A 19,426-nucleotide genomic window follows, 5' to 3' on the forward strand; every position below is an offset into this window, starting at 1 on the left:
TCTTTTTCCGGTTGCAAACGGCTGCCAAAGACCAATTTGAAGTAACCTTTTTCAGCGGAGCTGCTTTTGTGGCCATTACCTTATTGTTTCCACTCGTCGGTGGTATTTGTTTATCTCATTCATTGAACAATATTCAAAACCTAACCCGGTTATGGAGCGCCAAATACAACAGCGAGCACAGAAGGCGTAAATGGATCAGGTCGGTGGAGAAATTTACCATCGTGGAGAAAAAGTACTATGACTTGTTTGCGGCTGATGAAAAACTGATCAATGAAAACCTTTTTGTAGAAGAATACAAGGATTACCTGGTTGCCTTTTATGAACGTGGTTATGCCATTGGGGGTATGCAGCCCGATAAATATGCCGGTGGAGAGGACTTTTATAATAAAATACTGGAATGGCGTAGCCTGGCCGTATCCAGGAGGATCAATATCCATATTGGCCTGTCCAACATTAACCATAAAAAAATAAATCCATGAAAGTTAAGCTGCTATCGTTTCTTATGGCCTTCTTTTTATTAACGGCCTGTGGAGGGGATGATCTTGTACAACAGCCGGTGAAAAGAACAGAACCAACTTATTATGTTTTATGTGACTTCTCGGCCAGCCAGGGAAATCAAAGCCGGCAGGCAATTATACAAAATGCCGACTCGTTGTTCAAGGTCATGTGCCGGCAACATGCGCGGATCATTTATTTCGATATTAGTGCAGCCCAATATGAAAAGCCCTTTTTTGATTACAGCATTGTACAACCTTCCTTTGTAACGGGAACGAAGCTCAGGCAAAGGGAACAGGAAATAGCGGTCAAAGGCGATACACTCCATCGAAGGATGGAAAGGATCTGTAACCTCCCTTCTTCCCTTAATACCTGCATCATCAGGGCGATCGGAAAAGTAGCCAATTCCATGTCCCGCGATATCGGACCAGGTAAGATCGATCAACCGGTTAAGATCGTTATTCTTTCCGATTTGCTGGAAGACTGCGCTTATAACAATCGCAGGGTCAATATAGATCGTGGTGATTTTACACGGGCATTTCAAATACTTGACGCGATGCCCAAACCAACGGCTACTTTTTCGACCTACAAGGATATTGAAATTACCCTGGTCGCTTCTTCCCAGCGTACCATTAAACAGGATTCCCTGGACAGTTTTTGGGAAGCAGTGTTCAGGAAGTTCGATCACCAGCTCACCGAGCCCATTTCAGTGAGCTTGCCCAGGTGGGCACAGGAGCCTAAACAGGTGAGATCTGCCAAAACACCCGGTTAAAATAGAATCAGCCCATTTTTCCGGAGAATAAAAATCAATGGTTAACTTAGCTATGAACGGATTTATTCAATAAACCAAAACAATGCCCGGGAATACTACCTCCTTTGCCAATGGATATGCGCTATTAATTGGGTAGGCAATTACCCCCATGTAAATCCATTACCGGTTACGGTAAACGATGCTACTGTTTTATACAAACTATTGACTAACCCCGACAGGGCTGGCTATCCGGAAAACCAGGTAAAGCTGTTGGTCAATGAAGCAGCATCCAGGCAGGGTATCCTGGATGGGCTCGATTGGCTGATCGAATGTACCAGGCAAGATCCCAAAGCAACAGCCATTATTTACTTTTCAGGCCATGGCGGTATCAGTGGTAAAAGGAATACCTGCTGGCGCCTTTTGATTTTAACTGGAATAACCGGAAAACAGCCTTATTTAAGGATGAGTTTGCCAAAAGATAGATGATGTTAAATCCCGGAAATTACTGGTATTACTCGATTGCTGTCATGCAGCGGGTATCGCTACCAAATCAAGTATACAGCATGATTTCCGCCCTTCAAACCAGCCTTTGTACGAGGAATTGCAGAAAGGTGTGGGGCGGGCAGTGGTGGCATCCTCCCGGCACGATCAATACTCTCGGATACTTCCCCATGCGCAATACAGCGTGTTTACCGATGCGTTGGTGCAGGCGCTGGATTCGGGAGCAGGCAATGGCAGCCAGTATGCTACCCTGCTCAGAACAGTTGCTGATGTTAGCGACATGGTCAAAAAAGCAACAGACGCCCTGCAAATACCTGTTTTTGATGCGCATGGGCTGGAAGACTTCGCCATCTGCCGCATTGATAAGGCCAGGGACTTATTACAGCCATTTAAAAATACAGCTGCTTACCTGGGGGCTGTTTACCAGCCGCGGGCAGAAGCACTCAGTCTGTTACCGGGCGTGCTCAATTTAGGAGCTATTTGGTATCGGTATTGGATGACCTGGGCTTTGCAGCCGTACCGGCAGTCCTGGAGAAAATTAAGGAGTCTGGTTTTAGTTATAATAAACCAGCCTACGCCAACCTGCGTAATGACGGGTTGACCAACCTGGCCATGCTTTCGCCCAATGATTATATCACCCGATTAAAGATCTTTATCGGGATGCTTTCCTAAGTTTAAAATAGCTGCTTTTTTTCTGAAATATTAACCTGCAATCTATGCTCCAACTGGATGTATTCAAGCGAAAATTACTCCAACTGCTGGATGACAATGGCTTTACTGCCTTACACCCGGTATTTGAAGAGATCAGGCAATCGGCTTTTCAATACGATAAACCTGCTTTGGTACATCTTGAACGGGACGCGCTGAATCCGGTCATTGATCAGAACAGTTATATCACACGATTGAAGGTATTTATTGGCAGTATCACCAGCAGCACCAGCCATGCCCGTCATCCCGGTATTCCCCTCAGGCCGCCTTATTTTATTGGACGGGAAAAGCAACTGGAAAAAATACATGAGTTACTTGCAGATCCCTCGGGCAGGCTGCCTGTTCTTTTACTGAGTGGTATTGGTGGTATGGGCAAAACCACCCTGATGCAGGAGTACCTGCACCAGGATGCTTGCCAGCAATATTTCAATCGTATCGTTTTTGTGTCCGTGGATAAAAACCTGACCACAGCTTTTGTTGATGGCGCTTGTACGGCGTTGGGGCTGGATGACAAGAAACGGCAGGCGAAGTACCTGGCCGGCCAATTGAACCTGGTAATCCAGGAAATGAAAAATATGACGGCAATAACCTGTTTGTGATTGATAACGTAAATGAACGCGATTTTGAGGACCTGCGCAATATGAGGACTGCTTTCATTCAAACCGGTTGGAAATTCCTGATCACTACCCGTACGGCGCCTGATGAGTTCGTGGCTATGGATGTGGATGAGCTGGATATGGAGGATGCCGTATTGCTGTTTGTTTACCACAATACCACCACTCAAATTGATCATATTGATCCCGCCAGGATCAATGAGCAATTAAGGAATGTGATTGATCAGGAAGGAATAAAAGCGAATGTGGAGAAGCTGCTAACACATATTGTAAAGGCATACCCTGCTTACCGAACTGTTGGCCAAAGCCGGTAAAAAGAAAGGCCTTTCATTGGATCAGTTATTGGTTATACTGGAAAAACTGGATTTGAACCATCCCGACCTGCAACGGGTAATTCATATACCCCATGCCGGCAACACATTCAGAGAGCAATTGAATACTTCCTCTTTACATCTGTATTTGTTAAACCTTTTGAAACAGAATACCTCGAACAAAAGACAGGTAACGCGGCGAAAGATGCTGAAAACGAAGCCAAGGCCACCATGCTGCGTTTCTTTTCCGTATTGCCCTCATCCGATATTCCTATTGGTGACTTGAAAGTGCTATGGCGGGTGCCGGAGGAAGGGGCTAATGTTTTTGAAGACAGGTTGGATGAGATCAAACAGATTGGCTGGATACAAGGCAAACAGCAAATAGAGCCAGTTGAGCTTCGCTGGCAAAACCTGGCCTATAAAATGCATCCCCTGGTAAAGGAAGTGGTTTATAAGAAGCTAAAACCAGATATCAGCACCTGCAGGCCATTGGTGTTAACCGTTACTGAAATATTAAGCGGCGCCTTGCGCAACCCGCAGGCTTACCAGGGGTATGCAGAGTCGATTATCGATAAACTGGATTTATTGCATAAAAATACAATGGCAATTAACGTTATTAGCCTTTGTTCAGGTAAGTGTTCTATTCATGCTTTTTGAGAATGGCTATGGTAGTGAATTATGACATGTTGGAAATTAGGCTTACGCTTTCATGGTCCTATGCTGGTAGCGGTAATTTAGAAAGTGCTATTAATCTTGCCGAAGAGGCAACGGAAATGGCAAAGGCAATGAATACCCATAGTTATTTAAAAGCAGCTGGTTATCTGGCTGAATGGTATGAGCAGGCAGGGGACCTGGAAAAGGCTTTGTCGTATTTTGAAGAAATAAGTGGTATGGCGGTAGCCCTTTTAAGTAGTGATGCGAATGATATCATTGCCGGGGTTTCCCTTAAAGCGTGTTTGGGAGGTGCGGGTAGGATCTATTTAAAATTGGGGGATATAGAAAAAGCAACCTATTTTTGCAAGCACTCTACAATGTCACCGGCAGTGATTTGAATGTTGGGGAACCCGATCAGGCAACTTTGCTGGAATGGAAGCGGTTGCATGCTGCATCATGCGAATACCTCATTAAGTTGAATATTATACATCAAAAAGGGGAAGAGGTCCTGATGTTTGCTAAAGAATTTAATGAGCTGATGGTTGAGCTTGTAGTGGCTTGCCCGGAAGATACAGATTTCAAAATGAAATATGCAATTTCCGGGAATTATATGGGCGAGGCCTATCGGTTAAATGGAAACATGCAGGAAGCACTCATGTATTATACACAAGCCTATGAAATAACCCGCCAGCTAACTATAGCCTACAATAATTATTATGAATTTGTAACGGGATTGGTAGTTGCACTGGAGAAATTGGGGAATTGGTTTATTACTGCAGACGATTTTGAGCATGCGCTGAAGGCATATGAGGAACAGTATGCCATCGTTAAAAATTATATGACGATGATCCCGCGGATTTAAGGAAAACCGTCAATTTAATGTCGGCGGCACACCATATCGCTAACCTACATTTCAGGGCCGGTGAGTTTGCAGAATCTGAGCCGTTTATGAATGAAGCCAACTTACTGGCTATTTTGTTGGTGGAGAAATATCCGGATGTGGTTGACTATAAGCATTTTCTTGGCATAATATATTCCGGCCTGTATTTATTATACAGGTTTTGTGGACAACGTGATTCCTCCGTTTATTGCTGCCGGAAAGCATACGGCATATTTCAGGAGCTTGCTATCATGATGCCTGATAATGAGGAATACAAAAAAGCACTTGAATATTATCCTGTAATGTTGGACTACCTGCTAAGCAATGATTACGAAAATGAGTAACACCAGGAGTCAGGCAACCAGTTCATGATGGGGTATAACCTGGCCAGTGGTACATGACCATTTTCCAGCAGATCCCGAAGTGACCCATAGCCTGGCTTTTTGCCCATTTCCGGCTAGCTGTATACTACCTCGAAAAAGAAGGTGATCCTGCGATTGCCCAGGAATTAATATTGAAAGCAAAGGGCCTCCGGGAAGCATTGATTGAACAATTCCCGGACGAAAAAGGCTACCAGGAAAATTTAACTGCTTTGCAGAATTACAGGAACAAGCCATAGCGACTGCCTACACAATGTCACCATGTATTGTAATTTGTGCCTATATTTGATCGGCTATTTATTTTACTGCTACCATTGCATAATCCCCTTTCCCCAGCGACTGATAGGTTTTGACTATCAAAGTATAGAATTAATTGATTATGATTATTTCCTCAAAGCCATAATTTTATCATCCTGCATAAATACCAGGCAGGCAAGTGTTCATTCGATACAATAAACTTAATACAATGGAAAAAGAATCAAACGACATCAGTAAATGCCCATTTCATAATGGCAGTATGAAGCACAATGTAGGGGGAGGTGGTACCAGGAATCGTGACTGGTGGCCCAGCCAATTAAAGTTAAGTATCCTGCGTCAGCACTCGTCCTTAACCAACCCTTTGGGGGAAGATTTTAATTATGCCGAAGCCTTTAAGAGCCTTGACCTGGAAGGGGTGAAAAAGACCTTCATGCGCTAATGACGGACTCGCAGGACTGGTGGCCGGCCGATTTTGGGCATTATGGTCCATTGTTCATTCGTATGGCCTGGCACAGTGCAGGTACCTACCGGGTCGGTGATGGCCGGGGCGGTGCTGGTGCAGGGCAGCAACGATTTGCCCCACTGAATAGCTGGCCTGATAATGTGAGCCTCGATAAAGCACGCAGGTTGCTTTGGCCAATCAAACAAAAATATGGTAACAAGATATCCTGGGCCGATCTGCTGATCCTGACGGGTAATATAGCCCTGGAATCAATGGGCTTTAAAACATTTGGTTTTGCCGGTGGCAGGGCCGATGTGTGGGAGCCTGATGAAGATGTGTACTGGGGCTCCGAAACCACCTGGCTGGGTGGTGATATACGCTATGCCCATGGCTCACATGGTGTAGCCAAAGCCCATGGGGTGGTGGTATCTGACGACAATGCTGATGGTGATACCCATTCCCGTAACCTGGAAAATCCACTGGGTGCCGTACAAATGGGATTGATCTATGTAAATCCTGAAGGCCCAGACGGTAATCCTGACCCAATTGCGGCTGCAAAAGACATCCGTGATACTTTTGGTCGTATGGCTATGAATGATGAAGAAACCGTAGCCCTGATAGCCGGTGGACACAGCTTTGGTAAAACCCATGGCGCAGCGCCGGCCTCTCATGTTGGCAAAGAACCCGAAGCCGCCGGCCTGGAATTACAAGGGTTGGGCTGGAGCAACAGTTACGGTTCCGGTAAAGGAGCCGATACCATTACCAGCGGCCTGGAAGTAACCTGGACAAAAACACCGACCAAATGGAGTAATAATTTCTTTGAAAACCTCTTTGGCTTTGAGTGGGAACTTACTAAAAGCCCGGCGGGTGCTCACCAATGGGTGGCCAAAAACGCCGAAGCAATTATCCCGGATGCATTCGATGGTTCAAAAAAGCATCTACCCACCATGCTTACTACCGATCTTTCATTAAAATTCGATCCGGTATATGAAAAAATATCCAGGCGCTTCCTGGAAAACCCCGATGCGTTGGCGGATGCGTTTGCGCGGGCCTGGTTTAAATTAACACACCGCGATATGGGACCGCGTGCCCGTTACCTGGGTCCGGATGTGCCGGCAGAAGTACTGCTGTGGCAGGATCCTATCCCCTGCCGTTGACCATCCATTGATCGAAGAAAAGGATGTGGCAACCCTGAAGGAAAAGGTACTGGCCTCCGGGTTGAGCGTAGCCGAGCTGGTATCTACAGCCTGGGCTTCGGCTTCTACTTTCCGTGGTTCTGATAAACGCGGTGGTGCCAATGGAGCTCGTATTCGCCTGGCGCCTCAAAAATCCTGGCTGGTCAACAACCCTGTGCAATTACAAAAGGTATTGAATACGCTGGAGGCCATACAATCAACGTTTAATGGTCAGGCCGGCGGTAAAAGGTTTCTTTGGCCGATCTGATCGTACTGGCAGGTAACGCTGGCATTGAAAAAGCAGCCAAAGATGCCGGATATACCATCACCATTCCATTTGCACCCGGTCGTATGGATGCTTTGCAGGAACAAACCGATGTTGAATCGGTTGGTCATTTGGAACCTATTGCTGATGGCTTCCGTAACTATCGCAAAGCAAAAATTCCTGCTTTTACCGAGGAATTGCTGATCGATAAGGCGCAGTTGCTCACCCTTACAGCGCCCGAACTCACCGTATTGGTGGGTGGGTTGCGTGTTCTGAATACCAATTTCGATGGTTCTAAACACGGTGTTTTTACCCAACGTCCGGGACAACTCACCAACGATTTCTTTACCAACCTGCTCGACATGAACACTGCCTGGAAAGCCGCTTCTGAAGACAAAGAGCTTTATATAGGCAGCGACCGTGCCACTGGTCAATCCAAATGGACAGCCACCCGGGCCGATCTCGTGTTCGGGTCCAATGCCGAATTGAGAGCCATTGCAGAAGTGTATGGCAGCTCAGACGCACAGGGTAAATTTATGAAAGACTTTGTAGCGGCCTGGAATAAAGTCATGAACCTGGACCGGTTCGATTAGAAGGATAAATTCCATCCATCATAAAAATAAAACCGCCCGCACCGGCGGTTTTATTTTTTTGCAGATAGGCAACAATTGGTGTTGTTACCTCCATTTTCTTAGGTTGAAAGTGATTAATGGAGCAAAGGTATTATGGCCAGCCAGGCATGACAATACCGGGAAGCAGGGATTTTACCCTCCTAACTATAGGAGGTAGGTGGAGAAGCAGGCATGATTAATTAAAGTAATTTTTCCTGTACCAGGAGCATTAAAAGTTCCGTCGTATTCTTAACATCAAACTTTTGCAATAGGTTTTTGCGGTATGTATCCACGGTAAATCGGCTTAAATGCAATTCCAATCACATGTTGGGGGCTTTCCGCATTAAATCCTTTGCCATTATCCTCTACCGTGATCAGGATGTTTTTATTGTCCTGGATACATTGTACAATGATCCTGGTGGCCTGGCTGTGTCGGACCGCATTGCTATCCTGTGGCACTGAAGATTGCCCGTAATGCGAAATAAGCTGTTACTTTACAGGCTTATTGTACATATTCATGCAGCTATCATTGCAATTGCAACACCTGGAAAGACCAGGTTATTCCATCCAACTGTTTGTACCCAATCCACAGGAAGTGCAGGACAGCTACCTTCAATGTAAAAACGAAGGGGTAGAAGTGCCCTTTCCACACTGGGCCAAATTATGGCCTGCTGCATTGGCCCTGAGCGATTTTCTGCACCAGCATGTTGAACTGGTTCAGGATAAAAATGTAGTCGAGCTGGCTGCTGGTCTGGGGATGCCCTCTTTAGTTGCCGCCCGGTATGCGAAAACTGTTTGCTGCAGCGACTACCTCGAAGAAGCTGTTGCCGTTATCGCCAGCTCAGTCCGTCATTTACAACTATCCAATGTCACCTGCCGCATATTGGATTGGGATTGCTTGCCAGAAGAGCTTAGTGCAGATGTATTGTTACTAAGCGATATCAACTATGATCCGGATCAGTTCGACAGGCTGTACCAGGTATTGCAACGGTTCCTCGACCAGGGAACGATTTTATTGCTGGCTACACCCCAACGGCTCATGGCCAAACCCTTTATTGAAAAGTTATTGCCCTGGTGCAAACAAAGTTATGAAATGGAGATTGAGCAGTGGAAGCAGCATACTCCCATTAGTATATTGGTACTGCAGCAATAGCTGTCAGATGACCACGGACCGTATCTGGTGGATGTTGATCAGGTTTCATTTTCCGTGGGGCCCCTGGCACGCAGGTTGCTGCTTGAAACCAGCAGAATACCTCCGGCTATCATACCTGCCGAAAATGCAATCTCAATCGCACCGGGCCGCCAAACATCATTTCCAAAATCCTGTACAACCTGCAGCGCAGTGAGAAAGGCTCACCAGCAGCGCATAGCTCATGATTGCTTCACACCCCAGTCATTGATCGGAAAGCTGGCTCACTATTACGCTGCTTTTATACGGATGAAAGGCTTTAATATGACTTAAAGTCGTTGATAGTCAATCGGGTTGTAGCTTTTGTGCAATAAAGAATTTATGTCAGGCTGGAGGTTTTTTTAAAAGTTCAACCCCATCTGAATGCTATTGCCTGGGCAAATCCATTACTTGGATGTCCAAAGGCAAAAAGTGAATTTTATTAAAATTGTTGAACAATCTATCCATTTCCGCTGTTTCTTTTGGTCGACATTAAACCTGATTCCACTGTCATGCTTATATGACAAGGAATTGAGAACCTATACTGCTATGACAAATAATATTGGTCTATCGTATATTCATAAATATACCAGGGCTATCTATTCTTTCATACTCACTTTAGCCACTTTGTATGAAAGCTAATCCTATTGGCCTGCATACAATCGGCGACCTGAAAGATGTTACCGGTCACCCTGGTATCCGGATGATCTTCAGGTTCTGCTGCGCAAGCCCAAAGGGCATGACCATGTTTATCAACAGCCTTTCCGGTCTGATTCTTACTGGGTTGTACTCGCTACAAAAGATGTATCGCCTGATTCCCTGGGTATTCAATTGAACGCCCAGGAATATAGGTTGCGGGAGAATGACCTGATGATCGTACCGCCGCATACCGTGCGGCAGCCATCGGAAGCAGGTCATGGCTGCGACCTGGCCTGCGTAGCCTTCAGGCCCGATTTCCTTTGAAGCGGGCATATCCCAAAGGCATATCGACTCTTTCGAATACTTGTCACGGAGCCCCTGTACCCACTTGCATTTGTCGGCTGATGATGCCTCCCGGCTGATGGCCGTGATCCGTATGTTGCAGGAAAAAAATTATTCCGGGGAAGATAATCCCTTTGCCGCCGAGGTGGTTCGTCACTTCTTCAATGTCTTCCAATTTGAATTGGCCGGCCTTTATTATAAATATACCAATCAGGTAAAACTGGTACATGACCGTAAGGAAGACCTTTTGTGGCGGTTCCTTACTTTGCTTCCTGTGCATGTAAAGACGGAGCGGAGCTTACAATTTTATGCCGATATGCTTTATGTAACGCCTAAATACCTGACTCAAACCATCAAAAGGTGTCGGGTAAAACCGCAGGCAAGTATATCGACGACCTGGTAATTGTAGAAGCCAAGAATTTACTACGGGATCCTTCTCTGTCTATTGCCCAGGTGGCCGACCGCCTTTACTTCAGTGACCAGTTCTTCTTCAGCAAATTTTTCAAACGTTATACCGGCGTTACTCCTTCCGATTACCGCAAGCGCGCTTAGTGGTGAGTGGTATGGATCGGCTGCCTGCCCGGCGGCCCTTTTTGCATGTCCCATACCCTGAGTAAATTCCGTAAAACAAAGCCGGACGAGTGATTGTTCACTCTGATGGGATGTATTTTTGGGATCATTGAATAGGTCTGTAAGGAGAGGAATTTTAGACATATTCCGGGGACTTTCAGACATTGCCACAATGTCCGTGCATCTTCAACTTTGCATTTGTTCCAACGCCGGAATAAACGGCGTGGAAAGTTGATACATGCGAAATATATTACAGCAAAGGTTTCATTGTTTAAGGACGCGGATCTGATCAGAGCACAAAATGTATATCCTTATTTCAGGATAATTGAGTCCGGGCAAGACACAGAGGTTATGCTAAATGGTAAGCGTGTGTTGATGTTTGGCTCTAACTCCTATTTAGGTCTTACCAACCACCCCAAAATTGCCGAGGCAGCCAATAGGGCTATTCAAAAGTATGGCAGCGGCTGTGCCGGTTCCCGTTTTTAAATGGCACACTCGACCTTCATGTGGAATTGGAAGGTAGGTTGGCCGCTTATACCGGGAAGGAAGATGCTGTGTTGTTCAGTACCGGCTTCCAGGCCAACCTGGGCGTATTATCGGCTTTGGCTGGCCGGGCAGATTGCCTGTTATTAGATGAATATGACCATGCTTCCATCATCGATGGCAGCAGGCTTTCTTTTTCCAAAGTGATCAAGTACCGCCATAATGATATGGACGACCTGGAACACCGGTTAAGGAATCTTCCTGCAGATGCCTTTAAGCTGATCGTTACCGATGGTATTTTCAGTATGGAAGGGGATATTGCCCGCCTGCCGGAAATAGCCCTGCTGGCTGATAGGTATAATGCCGCCATTATGGTCGACGATGCCCATGCATTAGGTGTTATTGGCGCCAATGGAGCAGGCACCGCTTCTCATTTTAATCTTACAGAGGAAACAGACCTGATCATGGGCACTTTCAGCAAATCACTGGCTTCGCTGGGAGGTTTTGTAGCGGGCGACAGGGAGGTAATTGATTACCTGAAGCACAAAGCCAGGTCGCTTATTTTCAGCGCCAGTATGACACCTGCTTCTACCGCCAGTGTAATTGCAGCCCTGGACATTATTGCGGAAGAACCTGAACGCATCAATAAGTTGTGGAACAATACCAACCACATGATCATGCTACTGAAGGAAAATGGTTTTAATACAGGCGATACACAAAGCCCGATCATCCCCGTACGCATAGGAGACAATCACAAAACCTTCCTGTTCACCAAAGCATTGCAGGACAATGGCATTTTTGTGAACCCGGTAGTATCACCGGCTGTTCCTTCTGAATCATCCCTGATAAGACTCTCCCTCATGGCCACCCATTCTTTCAGCCAAATTGAAGAAGCGGTGGACAAGATGCGGGAAACAGCCCTTATGCTGGGTATTGACCTCGAAATGAAAAAGGCAAGCGCATGACAGGGATTGTAACAGTACGTACAGCTAAGCAATTAAAAGCTTTTATTGACTTTCCACATGATCTTTACGTGGGCGATAAGAACTATGTTCCCGAGCTTTTATTGCACAGCGTGACTTGTTGACGCCCGGCAAACATCCATTCCATGACCATTCAAAGGTGCAGCTTTTCCTGTTTTACCGGGATGGTGTTATCTGTGGAAGGATTGCCGCTATCCTCAATAATAACCACAATGTTTTTAATAAAACAACAGATGGGTTCTTTGGCTTTTTTGAATGTGTTGATGACCTGGGAATAGCTACCGCTTTGTTTGCATCGGCCCAGGAGTGGTTGAAGCAACAAGGCGCTACTACTATTATTGGGCCTGTCAACCCCTCTACAAATGAGCCTTGCGGCCTATTGTTGGAAGGATTTGATATGCCCCCATTGGCTATGATGGTCTATAATAAACCTTATTACGCTTCCTTGTTGGAATCTATTTCCCTGCGTAAAAGGTCGATCTGCTGGCTTATGACATTCCAATTGGGACCGTAGATGAACGACCCATACGTTTGGAAGGACAATTGCTGGCCAGGCTAAAAATGAAGGAGATTACCATTCGTACGGTTAATAAGAAGGACCTGGCCAACGAGGCATTGAAGGTGAAGGAGGTATATAATGCCGCCTGGGATAATAACCTGGGTTTTGTACCGATGACAGACAAAGAGTTCAGCTACCTGGCCAAAGACCTGAAATTGGTGCTGGATGATCAGCTTTGCCTGATTGCCGAACACCAGGGTAAGCAGGTTGGCTTTGCCTTGGCCATCCCTGATATTAACCAGGCGCTGATCAAGGTACGACGTGGCAGGCTGCTTCCTACAGGGATCTTTAAGTTGTTGCTCCGGATGAAGAAGATCAACCGTGTGCGGGTGTTGGCCCTGGGTGTCACCAAGGAATACAGGAAGATGGGCATTGAGGCCTGCTTTTATGCGGCCCTGATCAGAAGGGCCGGAACACGTAAGATGATAGGTGGTGAAGCTTCGTGGATATTGGAGCACAATGAACCGATGAATAAGGGTATTGAACGCATCAACGGTAAAGTGTATAAGCGTTACCGCATTTATGAAAAACCGCTATGAAGGAAAGTGTGCTCATAACAGGCGCTAGTGGGTTCATTGGGTTTCATTTGATTGAAGCGGCCCTGAACAGGGGATTAACGGTTTATGCAGCGGTACGGACAGGCAGCGATGTACGGCATTTGAAGGGGTATGATATCAAGTTCTGTGAATTGAATTATAATAATGTGGAGCTGTTGGCTAAACAGCTGGAAGAGATCGGGTGTCAATATATTATTCATGCTGCCGGTACTACCCGTACGGGGTCGCAGGAGGCGTATAATGCCATCAATGCCGACTATACTTTCAACCTGGCCAGTGCAGCCATACAGGGGTTGGGTAGCAAATTGCTGAAGTTTATTTTAATCAGCAGCCTGGCAGCACTTGGCCCATTGAACAACATGGAAATGACCATCACAGAAGAAGTTGTTCCTGCTCCTGTAACAGCTTATGGAAGAAGTAAATTATTGGCCGAGCACCGCTTACAGGAACTGGGGCTTCTCCCCTTATTGTGCTGCGACCAACTGCTGTTTATGGTCCGCGCGAGCGGGATATTTTTATCGTATTGCGTGCCATCAGTCGGGGTATGGAGGCGTATATCGGAAAGGTCGATCAGCAACTGAGTTTTGTATATGTAAAAGACCTTACTTCTGTTGCTATTAATGCTTTGTTTTCCAGCGCTGCCAATGCCGCTTTTAATATTTCTGATGGCAGGAGTTATGGTCAATATGAACTGGCTAATTTCTCCAAGCAGATACTGAACAGGAAAACCTGGCGGCTACATATCCCGCATGGTGTTATTAAAGGGCTGGCCATTGTTATGGAAAGCATCTACAAATGGCGGGGGAAGACACCTGCACTGAATGTAGAGAAACTGCATGAACTCACTGCAACGAATTGGCAATGCAGTATTGATAAAGCAAAAACTGAATTGGGATATCGTCCCCGGTATTCATTGGAGCAGGGGCTTAGAGAGACTTTGCAATGGTACCGTCAACACAATTGGATATAATTAATAAAATAAGGATTATGAAAGAACAAATATTGCCGGCAGAAGGAAAATTAGGTATCCTGCTCCCTGGGTTGGGTGCAGTAGCTTCTACTATGATCGCAGGGGTTATCGCAACCAACAAGGGTTTGTCCAAACCAATTGGATCGCTTACGCAAACCGGCCATATCGAACTGGGAAATGGAAAAGGTGACCGTTATCCTTTGATCAGAGATTTCGTTCCGCTGGCTAGATTGGAGGATATAGTATTTGGAGGATGGGATATTTATGAGGACAATGTATACCAGGCAGCCACACATGCAAGGGTGCTTGACCAGCGTTTGCTGGACTCCATCAGGCCCGAACTGGAACTTATAAAGCCGATGAAGGCCTTTTTTGACAGGGATTATGTAAAGAACCTGGATGGTAAGTTTGTCAAACAATCAGCTACCAGGTGGGATGCCGCCCAGGAACTGATCCGGGATATTGACAATTTTAAGAAAGCCAATAACCTAAGCCGTGTGGTGGTTATCTGGACCGGCTCAACAGAGAAGTATATCGAGGCATCAGCAGTGCATGAAACCATCGCTTCTTTTGAAGCAGGGCTCAGGAACAATGATCCAGCCATTGCCCCCAGCATGGTGTATGCCTATGCAGCAGTGAGCCAGGGCATCCCCTTTATTAATGGCGCTCCGAATTTAACGACCGATATTCCTGCTATTATACAGCTTGCCCGTAAGAACAGGGCCGCTATTGGTGGAAAGGACTTTAAAACAGGACAAACCCTGATGAAAACCGTGGTGGCGCCGGGGTTGGCAGCCCGCTCACTGGGTGTTACAGGCTGGTACTCTACCAATATCCTGGGCAACCGGGATGGCCTGGTACTGGATGATGAAGAGAATTTCAAAACGAAGGAAGTCTCCAAGCTGGGAGTTCTGGAAGATATTTTGCGTCCCGACCTGCATCCTGATCTGTATGGCGACCTGTACCATAAGATACGGATCAATTATTATCCTCCTCACGGAGACAATAAGGAAAGCTGGGACAATATCGACATTTTTGGCTGGTTGAATTACCCCATGCAGATCAAGATCAATTTCCTGTGCCGCGATTCTATATTGGCGGCTCCACTTGTTCTTGACTTGGCATTATTTGCCGACCTGGCCCAACGCGCTGGTATGTATGGTGTGCAGGACTGGTTGTCGTTTTACCTCAAATCGCCACAAACCCAGCATGGTGAACCTGCAGAGAATGATATTTTCAAACAACTGAATACCTTGAAGAATGTTTTGCGTGCTATGATGCAGGAAGCGCCTATGGATATCCCTGCACTGGCACTGATCAAAGAAACGGTGCCGGCTTTATGACGGGTATTGCCAGCATAATTGCGACTGTGGGCGGTATTGGCTTCCTCAGAAAAGGAGGAGGTACAGCCGCCGCAGTTGTTTTTTGTATAGCCTGGTATCTTTTTCCAATGGGGTATATCTACCAGGTTTTGTTGCTGATCGTGCTGTTGGCAGCAGGCACCTGGAGTGCTTCAAAGATGGAAGAAGTATGGGAGCATGACAGCAACAGGATCGTTATTGATGAGGTGGCTGGCATGATGATCACACTGGCTTTTTACCTTATGATATCGTGTATATAGCTATTGGTTGCGTATTGTTTCGCTTTTTTGATATCGTAAAGCCGCTGGGCATCCGTAGGGCCGAATTGTTGCCCCGTGGAGTAGGGGTAATGGCCGATGATGTGCTGGCGGGGCTTTATGCTCAAATCATTTTACGGGCAATCGTGATGGCTAAATTGTTTTGAATGATCACTTTTTTGAAAGCGAATATGGCATCGCTAGTGGCTTCCGGAAGTGATTTTTAATGACCATATTGTTGGTGCAATCGTTTAAAATACCGGTGGTGGCGGCAGTTGCAGCAGGTACGGTAACAGGTGGGGATCAATTTTTTAATGGGCAGGCATTGGGTTTTTCAAACGGGTGACCACAAGGCCGCAAGGCAGCTTTGGAGGTACTTGCTGGTATGGGCCGGCAATTTGTTGTTGAATACAGGCGGGGTATACCTGCTGGCTTCCTGTGCTGGTTTTCATTATGTGACGTCGAAAGTAGTCACTTCCCTGGCGGTTGCTTTTCTGTATAATTATCCGTTGCAAAAGAATTTTGTGTTTAGCAATAATTGGTAGATGATGATTAGTTTGATTGATTTCAGGAAGGGATTAACCTTATTCGTTTTTATGGCCAGCCTGTTTGGTACTGCACAGGGCCAAACGGTGGTGAAGGGTATTGTAAAGGATGCCCAAACACGTGCCCCGCTTGCTTTTGTGAGCGTTTATTTCAAAGGCAGCAAGGGGTGGTAAGCGACGAGGATGGCAGATACTCAATTTCCACCACCAACCCGAAAAATGTAACCTTGCAGTTTTCCTTTGCCGGGTATAAAGTATTGCAGCAAACTATCATTGCCGGCACCACACAAGACCTCGACGTTGCTATGGAACTGGAGGAGATGCAAGCGGTGGTGGTGAACAAGAGAAGAAGAACCAAATACAGTAACAAGAACAACCCGGCAGTAGACCTCATCAGGAAGGTAGTGGACAACAGAGACCGCAACCGCATGAGCGCTGCTGATTTCCTACAGTACCAGCAGTACGAGAAAATGGAGCTTTCCCTTACCAACAAACCGGAAAAGCTGATGAACAACCGGCTTTTGAAAAATTACAGGTTCCTCGTAGAGAACCAGGATACTTCAAAGATCGAAGGGAAAGGCCTTGTACCTGTTTATATCGAAGAAACAATCTCCAACAAGTTCTACCGTAAAGACCCCCGCAAGGAAAAGACCTATGTACTGGCCAAAAAGAAAGTCAACCTGGGTGAGTTTGTAGACAATGACGGCATTACGCGCTACCTGAACAGCATGTACATGCCCATCGACATTTACGAACCCAATATTACCTTACTGTCAAATCAATTATTAAGCCCCATTTCCGACCTGGCCCCTACTTTTTACCGGTTTTACCTGCGGGATACGATCGAATTAGATGGTATCAAACTAGTGCGTTTGAATTTCGCTCCCCGCAATCCCAATGACCTTTTGTTCAGGGGAATGATGTACGTCACCCTCGATAGTAACTATGCGGTGCAGAAGATACAAATGGAGCTGACAAAGCATGCCAACCTCAACTGGACTAGGGAGCTGCGCATTAAACAGGATTTCGAGCGTGGTACCGATGGCCGGTACCATGTAGTCATGAGCGATATACTTTCAGAGTTTGCCTTATCTAAAAAAGCTTCCGGTGGCCTGGTGGGTGAACGCGCTGTTTCTTACAGGGATTACGTAGTCAACAAACCGGGTCCCGATTCGGTATACGAAGGCCGATCTGAAGTGATGGTGGATGCACCTGCTGCCACCACAGATAGTTTTGGGTGGCCAACCGCCATACGGCGCTCTCTTCCACAGAAGAAAAAGCTTACACCAATATGGACAGCCTGCAAAATATGAAATCCTACCGCAGGCTGATGGACTGGGCTACTTTTTTCCTGGCCGGATACAAATCGGCCGGACCTTTTGATATTGGGCCCGTCAATGCATTTTATAGTTTTAACCCCGTGGAAGGGTTCAGGCTCCGGTTTGAGGGCGCAGTACACCAAAGTTTAGCAAGCGGCTTTATTTTGAAACCTATGCAGCTTATGGTTTTAAGGATGAGCGAATGAAGTACTTTTTATCGGGCGCTTATTCCTTCAACGGAAAGTCTATTTATTCTTTCCCGCTCAATTTTGTACGGGTGGGCTTTCAACATGATACGAAGATACCAGGACAGGAATTGCAGTTTGTACAGGAAGATAATTTCCTCCTTTCTTTTAAAAGGGGCGATAATAATAAGTGGTTGTATAATGACATCTTCACCGCCGAATATGTGCGTGAGTTTGGTAAAAATATCAGCTACACTTTTGGTTTTAAGAACTGGAAGCAGCAGGCTGCGGGTACCATTGTTTATCAAAAGCCCAATGGCCCTGATGTAACCACCATTCCGGATATTACCACTACCGAACTTTCTGCGGAATTGCGCTGGGCGCCTAATGAACAGTTTTACCAGGGCAAAGCTTATCGTATTCCTATTTATAATAAATATCCCATTTTCCGCCTTCGCTATATTTCCGGAATTAAAGGACTGGTCAAGGGAGATTATGATTACCAGCAGGTAACCCTTAATATATTCAAACGGTTTTACCTGTCGCAGTTTGGTTATGCAGATGTGGTAACAGAGGGTGGGTATACGTTTGGGCAATTGCCTTATCCCTTGCTCACTATTCACCGGGCCAATCAGACCTATGCTTACCAGCTTAATTCTTTCAACATGATGAACTTCATGGAGTTTGTAAGCGATCACTATGTTTCTGTGAGCACTGATTATTATTTCAACGGGTTTATTTTCAATAAGCTGCCCCTGATCAAAAAACTGAAGCTACGGGAAGTGGCTGGCTTTAAGTTGCTTTATGGCGGTGTGCGCAAGGAAAACAATCCGGCATATAACACCAATACTTTTTATTCCCTACAGATGAAGATGGTAAAACAACTACGTTTTTGTTGGACAAGAAACCGTATATCGAAGCCAATGTGGGCATTGGGAATATTTTCAAAGTGCTACGTGTTGACCTGGTAAAGCGACTTACTTATCTCGAAAATCCGGATGCGCCCAACTGGGGCATCAGGGCAAGAGTAAAGTTTGATTTTGATCCAAATTTTTTGACTATGGGTGAAATAGCAGTACGCGATCGTTTGCAAAGGGGCATATACAATGTGATTGACCCTATAGTACGGGGGCTCGTAAAGGCGGGGGTGACCCCGAATTTCGTGACCACGACAGGCCTGGTGCTCAATATTGGTGTAGCAGTAGTTTTCATTGTCGGTGCCGAGGAAGGTAACCGGGGCGACCTATCGTATGTAGGCTGGGCGGGGGCTTTGATCCTGTTTGCCGGCTTGTTTGATATGCTGGATGGTCAGGTAGCACGGATTGGAAATATGAGTTCCTCCTTTGGCGCTTTGTATGATTCTGTACTGGACCGGTACAGTGAACTATTTATGTTCCTGGGCATCTGTTATTACCTGGTGGCCCATCATTATTTTTGAGCTCT

The 19,426-nt window shown here is 46.1% G+C and carries 32 protein-coding genes and 1 pseudogene; 31 read left to right on the forward strand and 2 right to left on the reverse strand.

Features of this window, described 5'->3' with window-relative positions; genetic code table 11:
• Positions 1-11 precede the first annotated feature (11 nt).
• The 14 genes from RS881_RS26770 to RS881_RS26835 all read left to right on the forward strand — a co-directional run bounded on the left by RS881_RS26770 (position 12) and on the right by RS881_RS26835 (position 8,027).
• Positions 12-479: a hypothetical protein gene (locus RS881_RS26770; protein ID WP_315823902.1), complete on the forward strand. Its 468-nt coding sequence runs from the start codon at positions 12-14 to the stop codon at positions 477-479.
• A complete protein-coding gene (locus RS881_RS26775; RefSeq protein WP_315823903.1) occupies positions 476-1,267 on the forward strand; it encodes a hypothetical protein in 792 nt (263 codons plus the stop codon). Before RS881_RS26770 ends, RS881_RS26775 begins: the two co-directional genes overlap by 4 nt.
• 123 nt (positions 1,268-1,390) lie before the next feature.
• Positions 1,391-1,732 carry a caspase family protein gene (locus RS881_RS26780; protein WP_315824628.1) on the forward strand — a complete coding sequence of 114 codons (342 nt, stop codon included), beginning with the start codon at positions 1,391-1,393 and terminating at the stop codon, positions 1,730-1,732.
• Positions 1,733-1,802: 70 nt separating this feature from the next.
• Positions 1,803-2,348 (forward strand): hypothetical protein, encoded by a 546-nt coding sequence (locus tag RS881_RS26785; RefSeq protein ID WP_350340252.1) that lies wholly within the window; start codon positions 1,803-1,805, stop codon positions 2,346-2,348.
• A gap of 115 nt (positions 2,349-2,463) precedes the next feature.
• Positions 2,464-3,054, forward strand: a complete 591-nt coding sequence (locus RS881_RS26790) for an AAA family ATPase (protein WP_315823904.1) — start codon at positions 2,464-2,466, stop codon at positions 3,052-3,054.
• Complete coding sequence (locus RS881_RS26795; protein WP_315823905.1) at positions 3,051-3,383, forward strand: hypothetical protein; 333 nt, start codon at positions 3,051-3,053, stop codon at positions 3,381-3,383. Before RS881_RS26790 ends, RS881_RS26795 begins: the two co-directional genes overlap by 4 nt.
• A 228-nt stretch (positions 3,384-3,611) precedes the next feature.
• Complete coding sequence (locus RS881_RS26800) at positions 3,612-4,037, forward strand: hypothetical protein (protein ID WP_315823906.1); 426 nt, start codon at positions 3,612-3,614, stop codon at positions 4,035-4,037.
• Positions 4,038-4,051: 14 nt separating this feature from the next.
• Positions 4,052-4,432 carry a tetratricopeptide repeat protein gene (locus RS881_RS26805; protein ID WP_315823907.1) on the forward strand — a complete coding sequence of 127 codons (381 nt, stop codon included), beginning with the start codon at positions 4,052-4,054 and terminating at the stop codon, positions 4,430-4,432.
• Positions 4,396-4,896: a tetratricopeptide repeat protein gene (locus tag RS881_RS26810; protein ID WP_315823908.1), complete on the forward strand. Its 501-nt coding sequence runs from the start codon at positions 4,396-4,398 to the stop codon at positions 4,894-4,896. The genes RS881_RS26805 and RS881_RS26810 overlap by 37 nt, the downstream gene beginning before the upstream one ends.
• An 86-nt stretch (positions 4,897-4,982) precedes the next feature.
• Positions 4,983-5,258: a hypothetical protein gene (locus tag RS881_RS26815; protein WP_315823909.1), complete on the forward strand. Its 276-nt coding sequence runs from the start codon at positions 4,983-4,985 to the stop codon at positions 5,256-5,258.
• A gap of 502 nt (positions 5,259-5,760) precedes the next feature.
• On the forward strand, positions 5,761-5,991 hold the full coding sequence (locus RS881_RS26820; protein WP_315823910.1) for a hypothetical protein: 231 nt from the start codon (positions 5,761-5,763) through the stop codon (positions 5,989-5,991).
• Complete coding sequence (locus tag RS881_RS26825; protein ID WP_315823911.1) at positions 5,991-7,151, forward strand: peroxidase family protein; 1,161 nt, start codon at positions 5,991-5,993, stop codon at positions 7,149-7,151. Before RS881_RS26820 ends, RS881_RS26825 begins: the two co-directional genes overlap by 1 nt.
• A gap of 25 nt (positions 7,152-7,176) precedes the next feature.
• Entirely contained in the window at positions 7,177-7,437 is a 261-nt protein-coding gene (locus tag RS881_RS26830; protein ID WP_315823912.1) for a peroxidase family protein, read from the forward strand.
• A complete protein-coding gene (locus tag RS881_RS26835) occupies positions 7,425-8,027 on the forward strand; it encodes a peroxidase family protein (RefSeq protein ID WP_315823913.1) in 603 nt (200 codons plus the stop codon). The genes RS881_RS26830 and RS881_RS26835 overlap by 13 nt, the downstream gene beginning before the upstream one ends.
• Positions 8,028-8,245: 218 nt before the next feature.
• Here RS881_RS26835 and RS881_RS60045 read toward each other — a convergent pair whose 3' ends face one another.
• Positions 8,246-8,338, reverse strand: a complete 93-nt coding sequence (locus tag RS881_RS60045; protein WP_350340182.1) for a helix-turn-helix domain-containing protein — start codon at positions 8,336-8,338, stop codon at positions 8,246-8,248.
• Positions 8,301-8,504, reverse strand: a complete 204-nt coding sequence (locus RS881_RS60050; RefSeq protein ID WP_350340183.1) for an ATP-binding protein — start codon at positions 8,502-8,504, stop codon at positions 8,301-8,303. The genes RS881_RS60045 and RS881_RS60050 overlap by 38 nt, the downstream gene beginning before the upstream one ends.
• A gap of 46 nt (positions 8,505-8,550) precedes the next feature.
• Here RS881_RS60050 and RS881_RS26845 point away from each other — a divergent pair, with 46 nt between their 5' ends.
• The 17 genes and pseudogenes from RS881_RS26845 to RS881_RS26930 all read left to right on the forward strand — a co-directional run bounded on the left by RS881_RS26845 (position 8,551) and on the right by RS881_RS26930 (position 19,421).
• The gene (locus tag RS881_RS26845; protein WP_315823915.1) at positions 8,551-9,198 is read left to right on the forward strand and encodes a class I SAM-dependent methyltransferase; all 648 of its coding nucleotides are present in this window, start codon (positions 8,551-8,553) and stop codon (positions 9,196-9,198) included.
• A gap of 646 nt (positions 9,199-9,844) precedes the next feature.
• Positions 9,845-10,048 (forward strand): hypothetical protein, encoded by a 204-nt coding sequence (locus RS881_RS26850; protein WP_315823916.1) that lies wholly within the window; start codon positions 9,845-9,847, stop codon positions 10,046-10,048.
• On the forward strand, positions 10,045-10,176 hold the full coding sequence (locus tag RS881_RS26855; RefSeq protein ID WP_315823917.1) for a hypothetical protein: 132 nt from the start codon (positions 10,045-10,047) through the stop codon (positions 10,174-10,176). Before RS881_RS26850 ends, RS881_RS26855 begins: the two co-directional genes overlap by 4 nt.
• Positions 10,177-10,246: 70 nt before the next feature.
• Positions 10,247-10,597 carry a hypothetical protein gene (locus RS881_RS26860; RefSeq protein WP_315823918.1) on the forward strand — a complete coding sequence of 117 codons (351 nt, stop codon included), beginning with the start codon at positions 10,247-10,249 and terminating at the stop codon, positions 10,595-10,597.
• On the forward strand, positions 10,555-10,746 hold the full coding sequence (locus RS881_RS26865; protein ID WP_315823919.1) for a helix-turn-helix domain-containing protein: 192 nt from the start codon (positions 10,555-10,557) through the stop codon (positions 10,744-10,746). Before RS881_RS26860 ends, RS881_RS26865 begins: the two co-directional genes overlap by 43 nt.
• 524 nt (positions 10,747-11,270) lie before the next feature.
• Entirely contained in the window at positions 11,271-12,212 is a 942-nt protein-coding gene (locus tag RS881_RS26870) for an aminotransferase class I/II-fold pyridoxal phosphate-dependent enzyme (RefSeq protein ID WP_315823920.1), read from the forward strand.
• Positions 12,213-12,330: 118 nt separating this feature from the next.
• Complete coding sequence (locus RS881_RS26875; protein ID WP_315823921.1) at positions 12,331-12,744, forward strand: hypothetical protein; 414 nt, start codon at positions 12,331-12,333, stop codon at positions 12,742-12,744.
• Between the two features lie 17 nt (positions 12,745-12,761).
• Positions 12,762-13,328, forward strand: coding sequence for a GNAT family N-acetyltransferase (locus RS881_RS26880; RefSeq protein WP_315823922.1), 567 nt, complete (start codon positions 12,762-12,764; stop codon positions 13,326-13,328).
• Positions 13,325-13,927 (forward strand): NAD-dependent epimerase/dehydratase family protein, encoded by a 603-nt coding sequence (locus tag RS881_RS26885; RefSeq protein WP_315823923.1) that lies wholly within the window; start codon positions 13,325-13,327, stop codon positions 13,925-13,927. Before RS881_RS26880 ends, RS881_RS26885 begins: the two co-directional genes overlap by 4 nt.
• Positions 13,816-14,316 (forward strand): NAD-dependent epimerase/dehydratase family protein, encoded by a 501-nt coding sequence (locus tag RS881_RS26890; RefSeq protein WP_350340184.1) that lies wholly within the window; start codon positions 13,816-13,818, stop codon positions 14,314-14,316. The genes RS881_RS26885 and RS881_RS26890 overlap by 112 nt, the downstream gene beginning before the upstream one ends.
• Positions 14,317-14,333: 17 nt before the next feature.
• Entirely contained in the window at positions 14,334-15,659 is a 1,326-nt protein-coding gene (locus tag RS881_RS26895; RefSeq protein WP_315823925.1) for an inositol-3-phosphate synthase, read from the forward strand.
• Positions 15,656-16,101 (forward strand): annotated as a pseudogene (locus RS881_RS61715) (phosphatidylglycerophosphatase A family protein). Before RS881_RS26895 ends, RS881_RS61715 begins: the two are co-directional and overlap by 4 nt.
• Before the next feature lie 129 nt (positions 16,102-16,230).
• Entirely contained in the window at positions 16,231-16,479 is a 249-nt protein-coding gene (locus tag RS881_RS26910) for a GtrA family protein (protein ID WP_315823928.1), read from the forward strand.
• Complete coding sequence (locus RS881_RS26915; protein ID WP_315823929.1) at positions 16,480-16,653, forward strand: peptidase associated/transthyretin-like domain-containing protein; 174 nt, start codon at positions 16,480-16,482, stop codon at positions 16,651-16,653.
• A complete protein-coding gene (locus RS881_RS26920; RefSeq protein ID WP_315823930.1) occupies positions 16,647-17,792 on the forward strand; it encodes a DUF5686 family protein in 1,146 nt (381 codons plus the stop codon). The genes RS881_RS26915 and RS881_RS26920 overlap by 7 nt, the downstream gene beginning before the upstream one ends.
• Positions 17,793-18,000: 208 nt before the next feature.
• Complete coding sequence (locus tag RS881_RS26925; protein WP_315823931.1) at positions 18,001-18,954, forward strand: DUF5686 family C-terminal domain-containing protein; 954 nt, start codon at positions 18,001-18,003, stop codon at positions 18,952-18,954.
• On the forward strand, positions 18,933-19,421 hold the full coding sequence (locus tag RS881_RS26930; RefSeq protein ID WP_315823932.1) for a CDP-alcohol phosphatidyltransferase family protein: 489 nt from the start codon (positions 18,933-18,935) through the stop codon (positions 19,419-19,421). The genes RS881_RS26925 and RS881_RS26930 overlap by 22 nt, the downstream gene beginning before the upstream one ends.
• Positions 19,422-19,426 lie beyond the last annotated feature (5 nt).

The organism is Paraflavitalea speifideaquila (genome assembly GCF_032395985.1).
Taxonomy (GTDB): Bacteria; Bacteroidota; Bacteroidia; order Chitinophagales; family Chitinophagaceae; genus Paraflavitalea; species Paraflavitalea speifideaquila.

Bases quoted from the DNA above. Each gene is read 5' to 3' on its own strand.
- RS881_RS26775 (WP_315823903.1), top strand. From the start codon at position 476: ATGAAAGTTAAGCTGCTATCGTTTCTTATGGCCTTCTTTTTATTAACG.
- RS881_RS26790 (WP_315823904.1), top strand. From the start codon at position 2,464: ATGCTCCAACTGGATGTATTCAAGCGAAAATTACTCCAACTGCTGGAT.
- RS881_RS26800 (WP_315823906.1), top strand. From the start codon at position 3,612: ATGCTGCGTTTCTTTTCCGTATTGCCCTCATCCGATATTCCTATTGGT.
- RS881_RS26815 (WP_315823909.1), top strand. From the start codon at position 4,983: ATGAATGAAGCCAACTTACTGGCTATTTTGTTGGTGGAGAAATATCCG.
- RS881_RS26820 (WP_315823910.1), top strand. From the start codon at position 5,761: ATGGAAAAAGAATCAAACGACATCAGTAAATGCCCATTTCATAATGGC.
- RS881_RS26825 (WP_315823911.1), top strand. From the start codon at position 5,991: ATGACGGACTCGCAGGACTGGTGGCCGGCCGATTTTGGGCATTATGGT.
- RS881_RS26850 (WP_315823916.1), top strand. From the start codon at position 9,845: ATGAAAGCTAATCCTATTGGCCTGCATACAATCGGCGACCTGAAAGAT.
- RS881_RS26885 (WP_315823923.1), top strand. From the start codon at position 13,325: ATGAAGGAAAGTGTGCTCATAACAGGCGCTAGTGGGTTCATTGGGTTT.
- RS881_RS26895 (WP_315823925.1), top strand. From the start codon at position 14,334: ATGAAAGAACAAATATTGCCGGCAGAAGGAAAATTAGGTATCCTGCTC.
- RS881_RS26915 (WP_315823929.1), top strand. From the start codon at position 16,480: ATGATGATTAGTTTGATTGATTTCAGGAAGGGATTAACCTTATTCGTT.
- RS881_RS26925 (WP_315823931.1), top strand. From the start codon at position 18,001: ATGAAGTACTTTTTATCGGGCGCTTATTCCTTCAACGGAAAGTCTATT.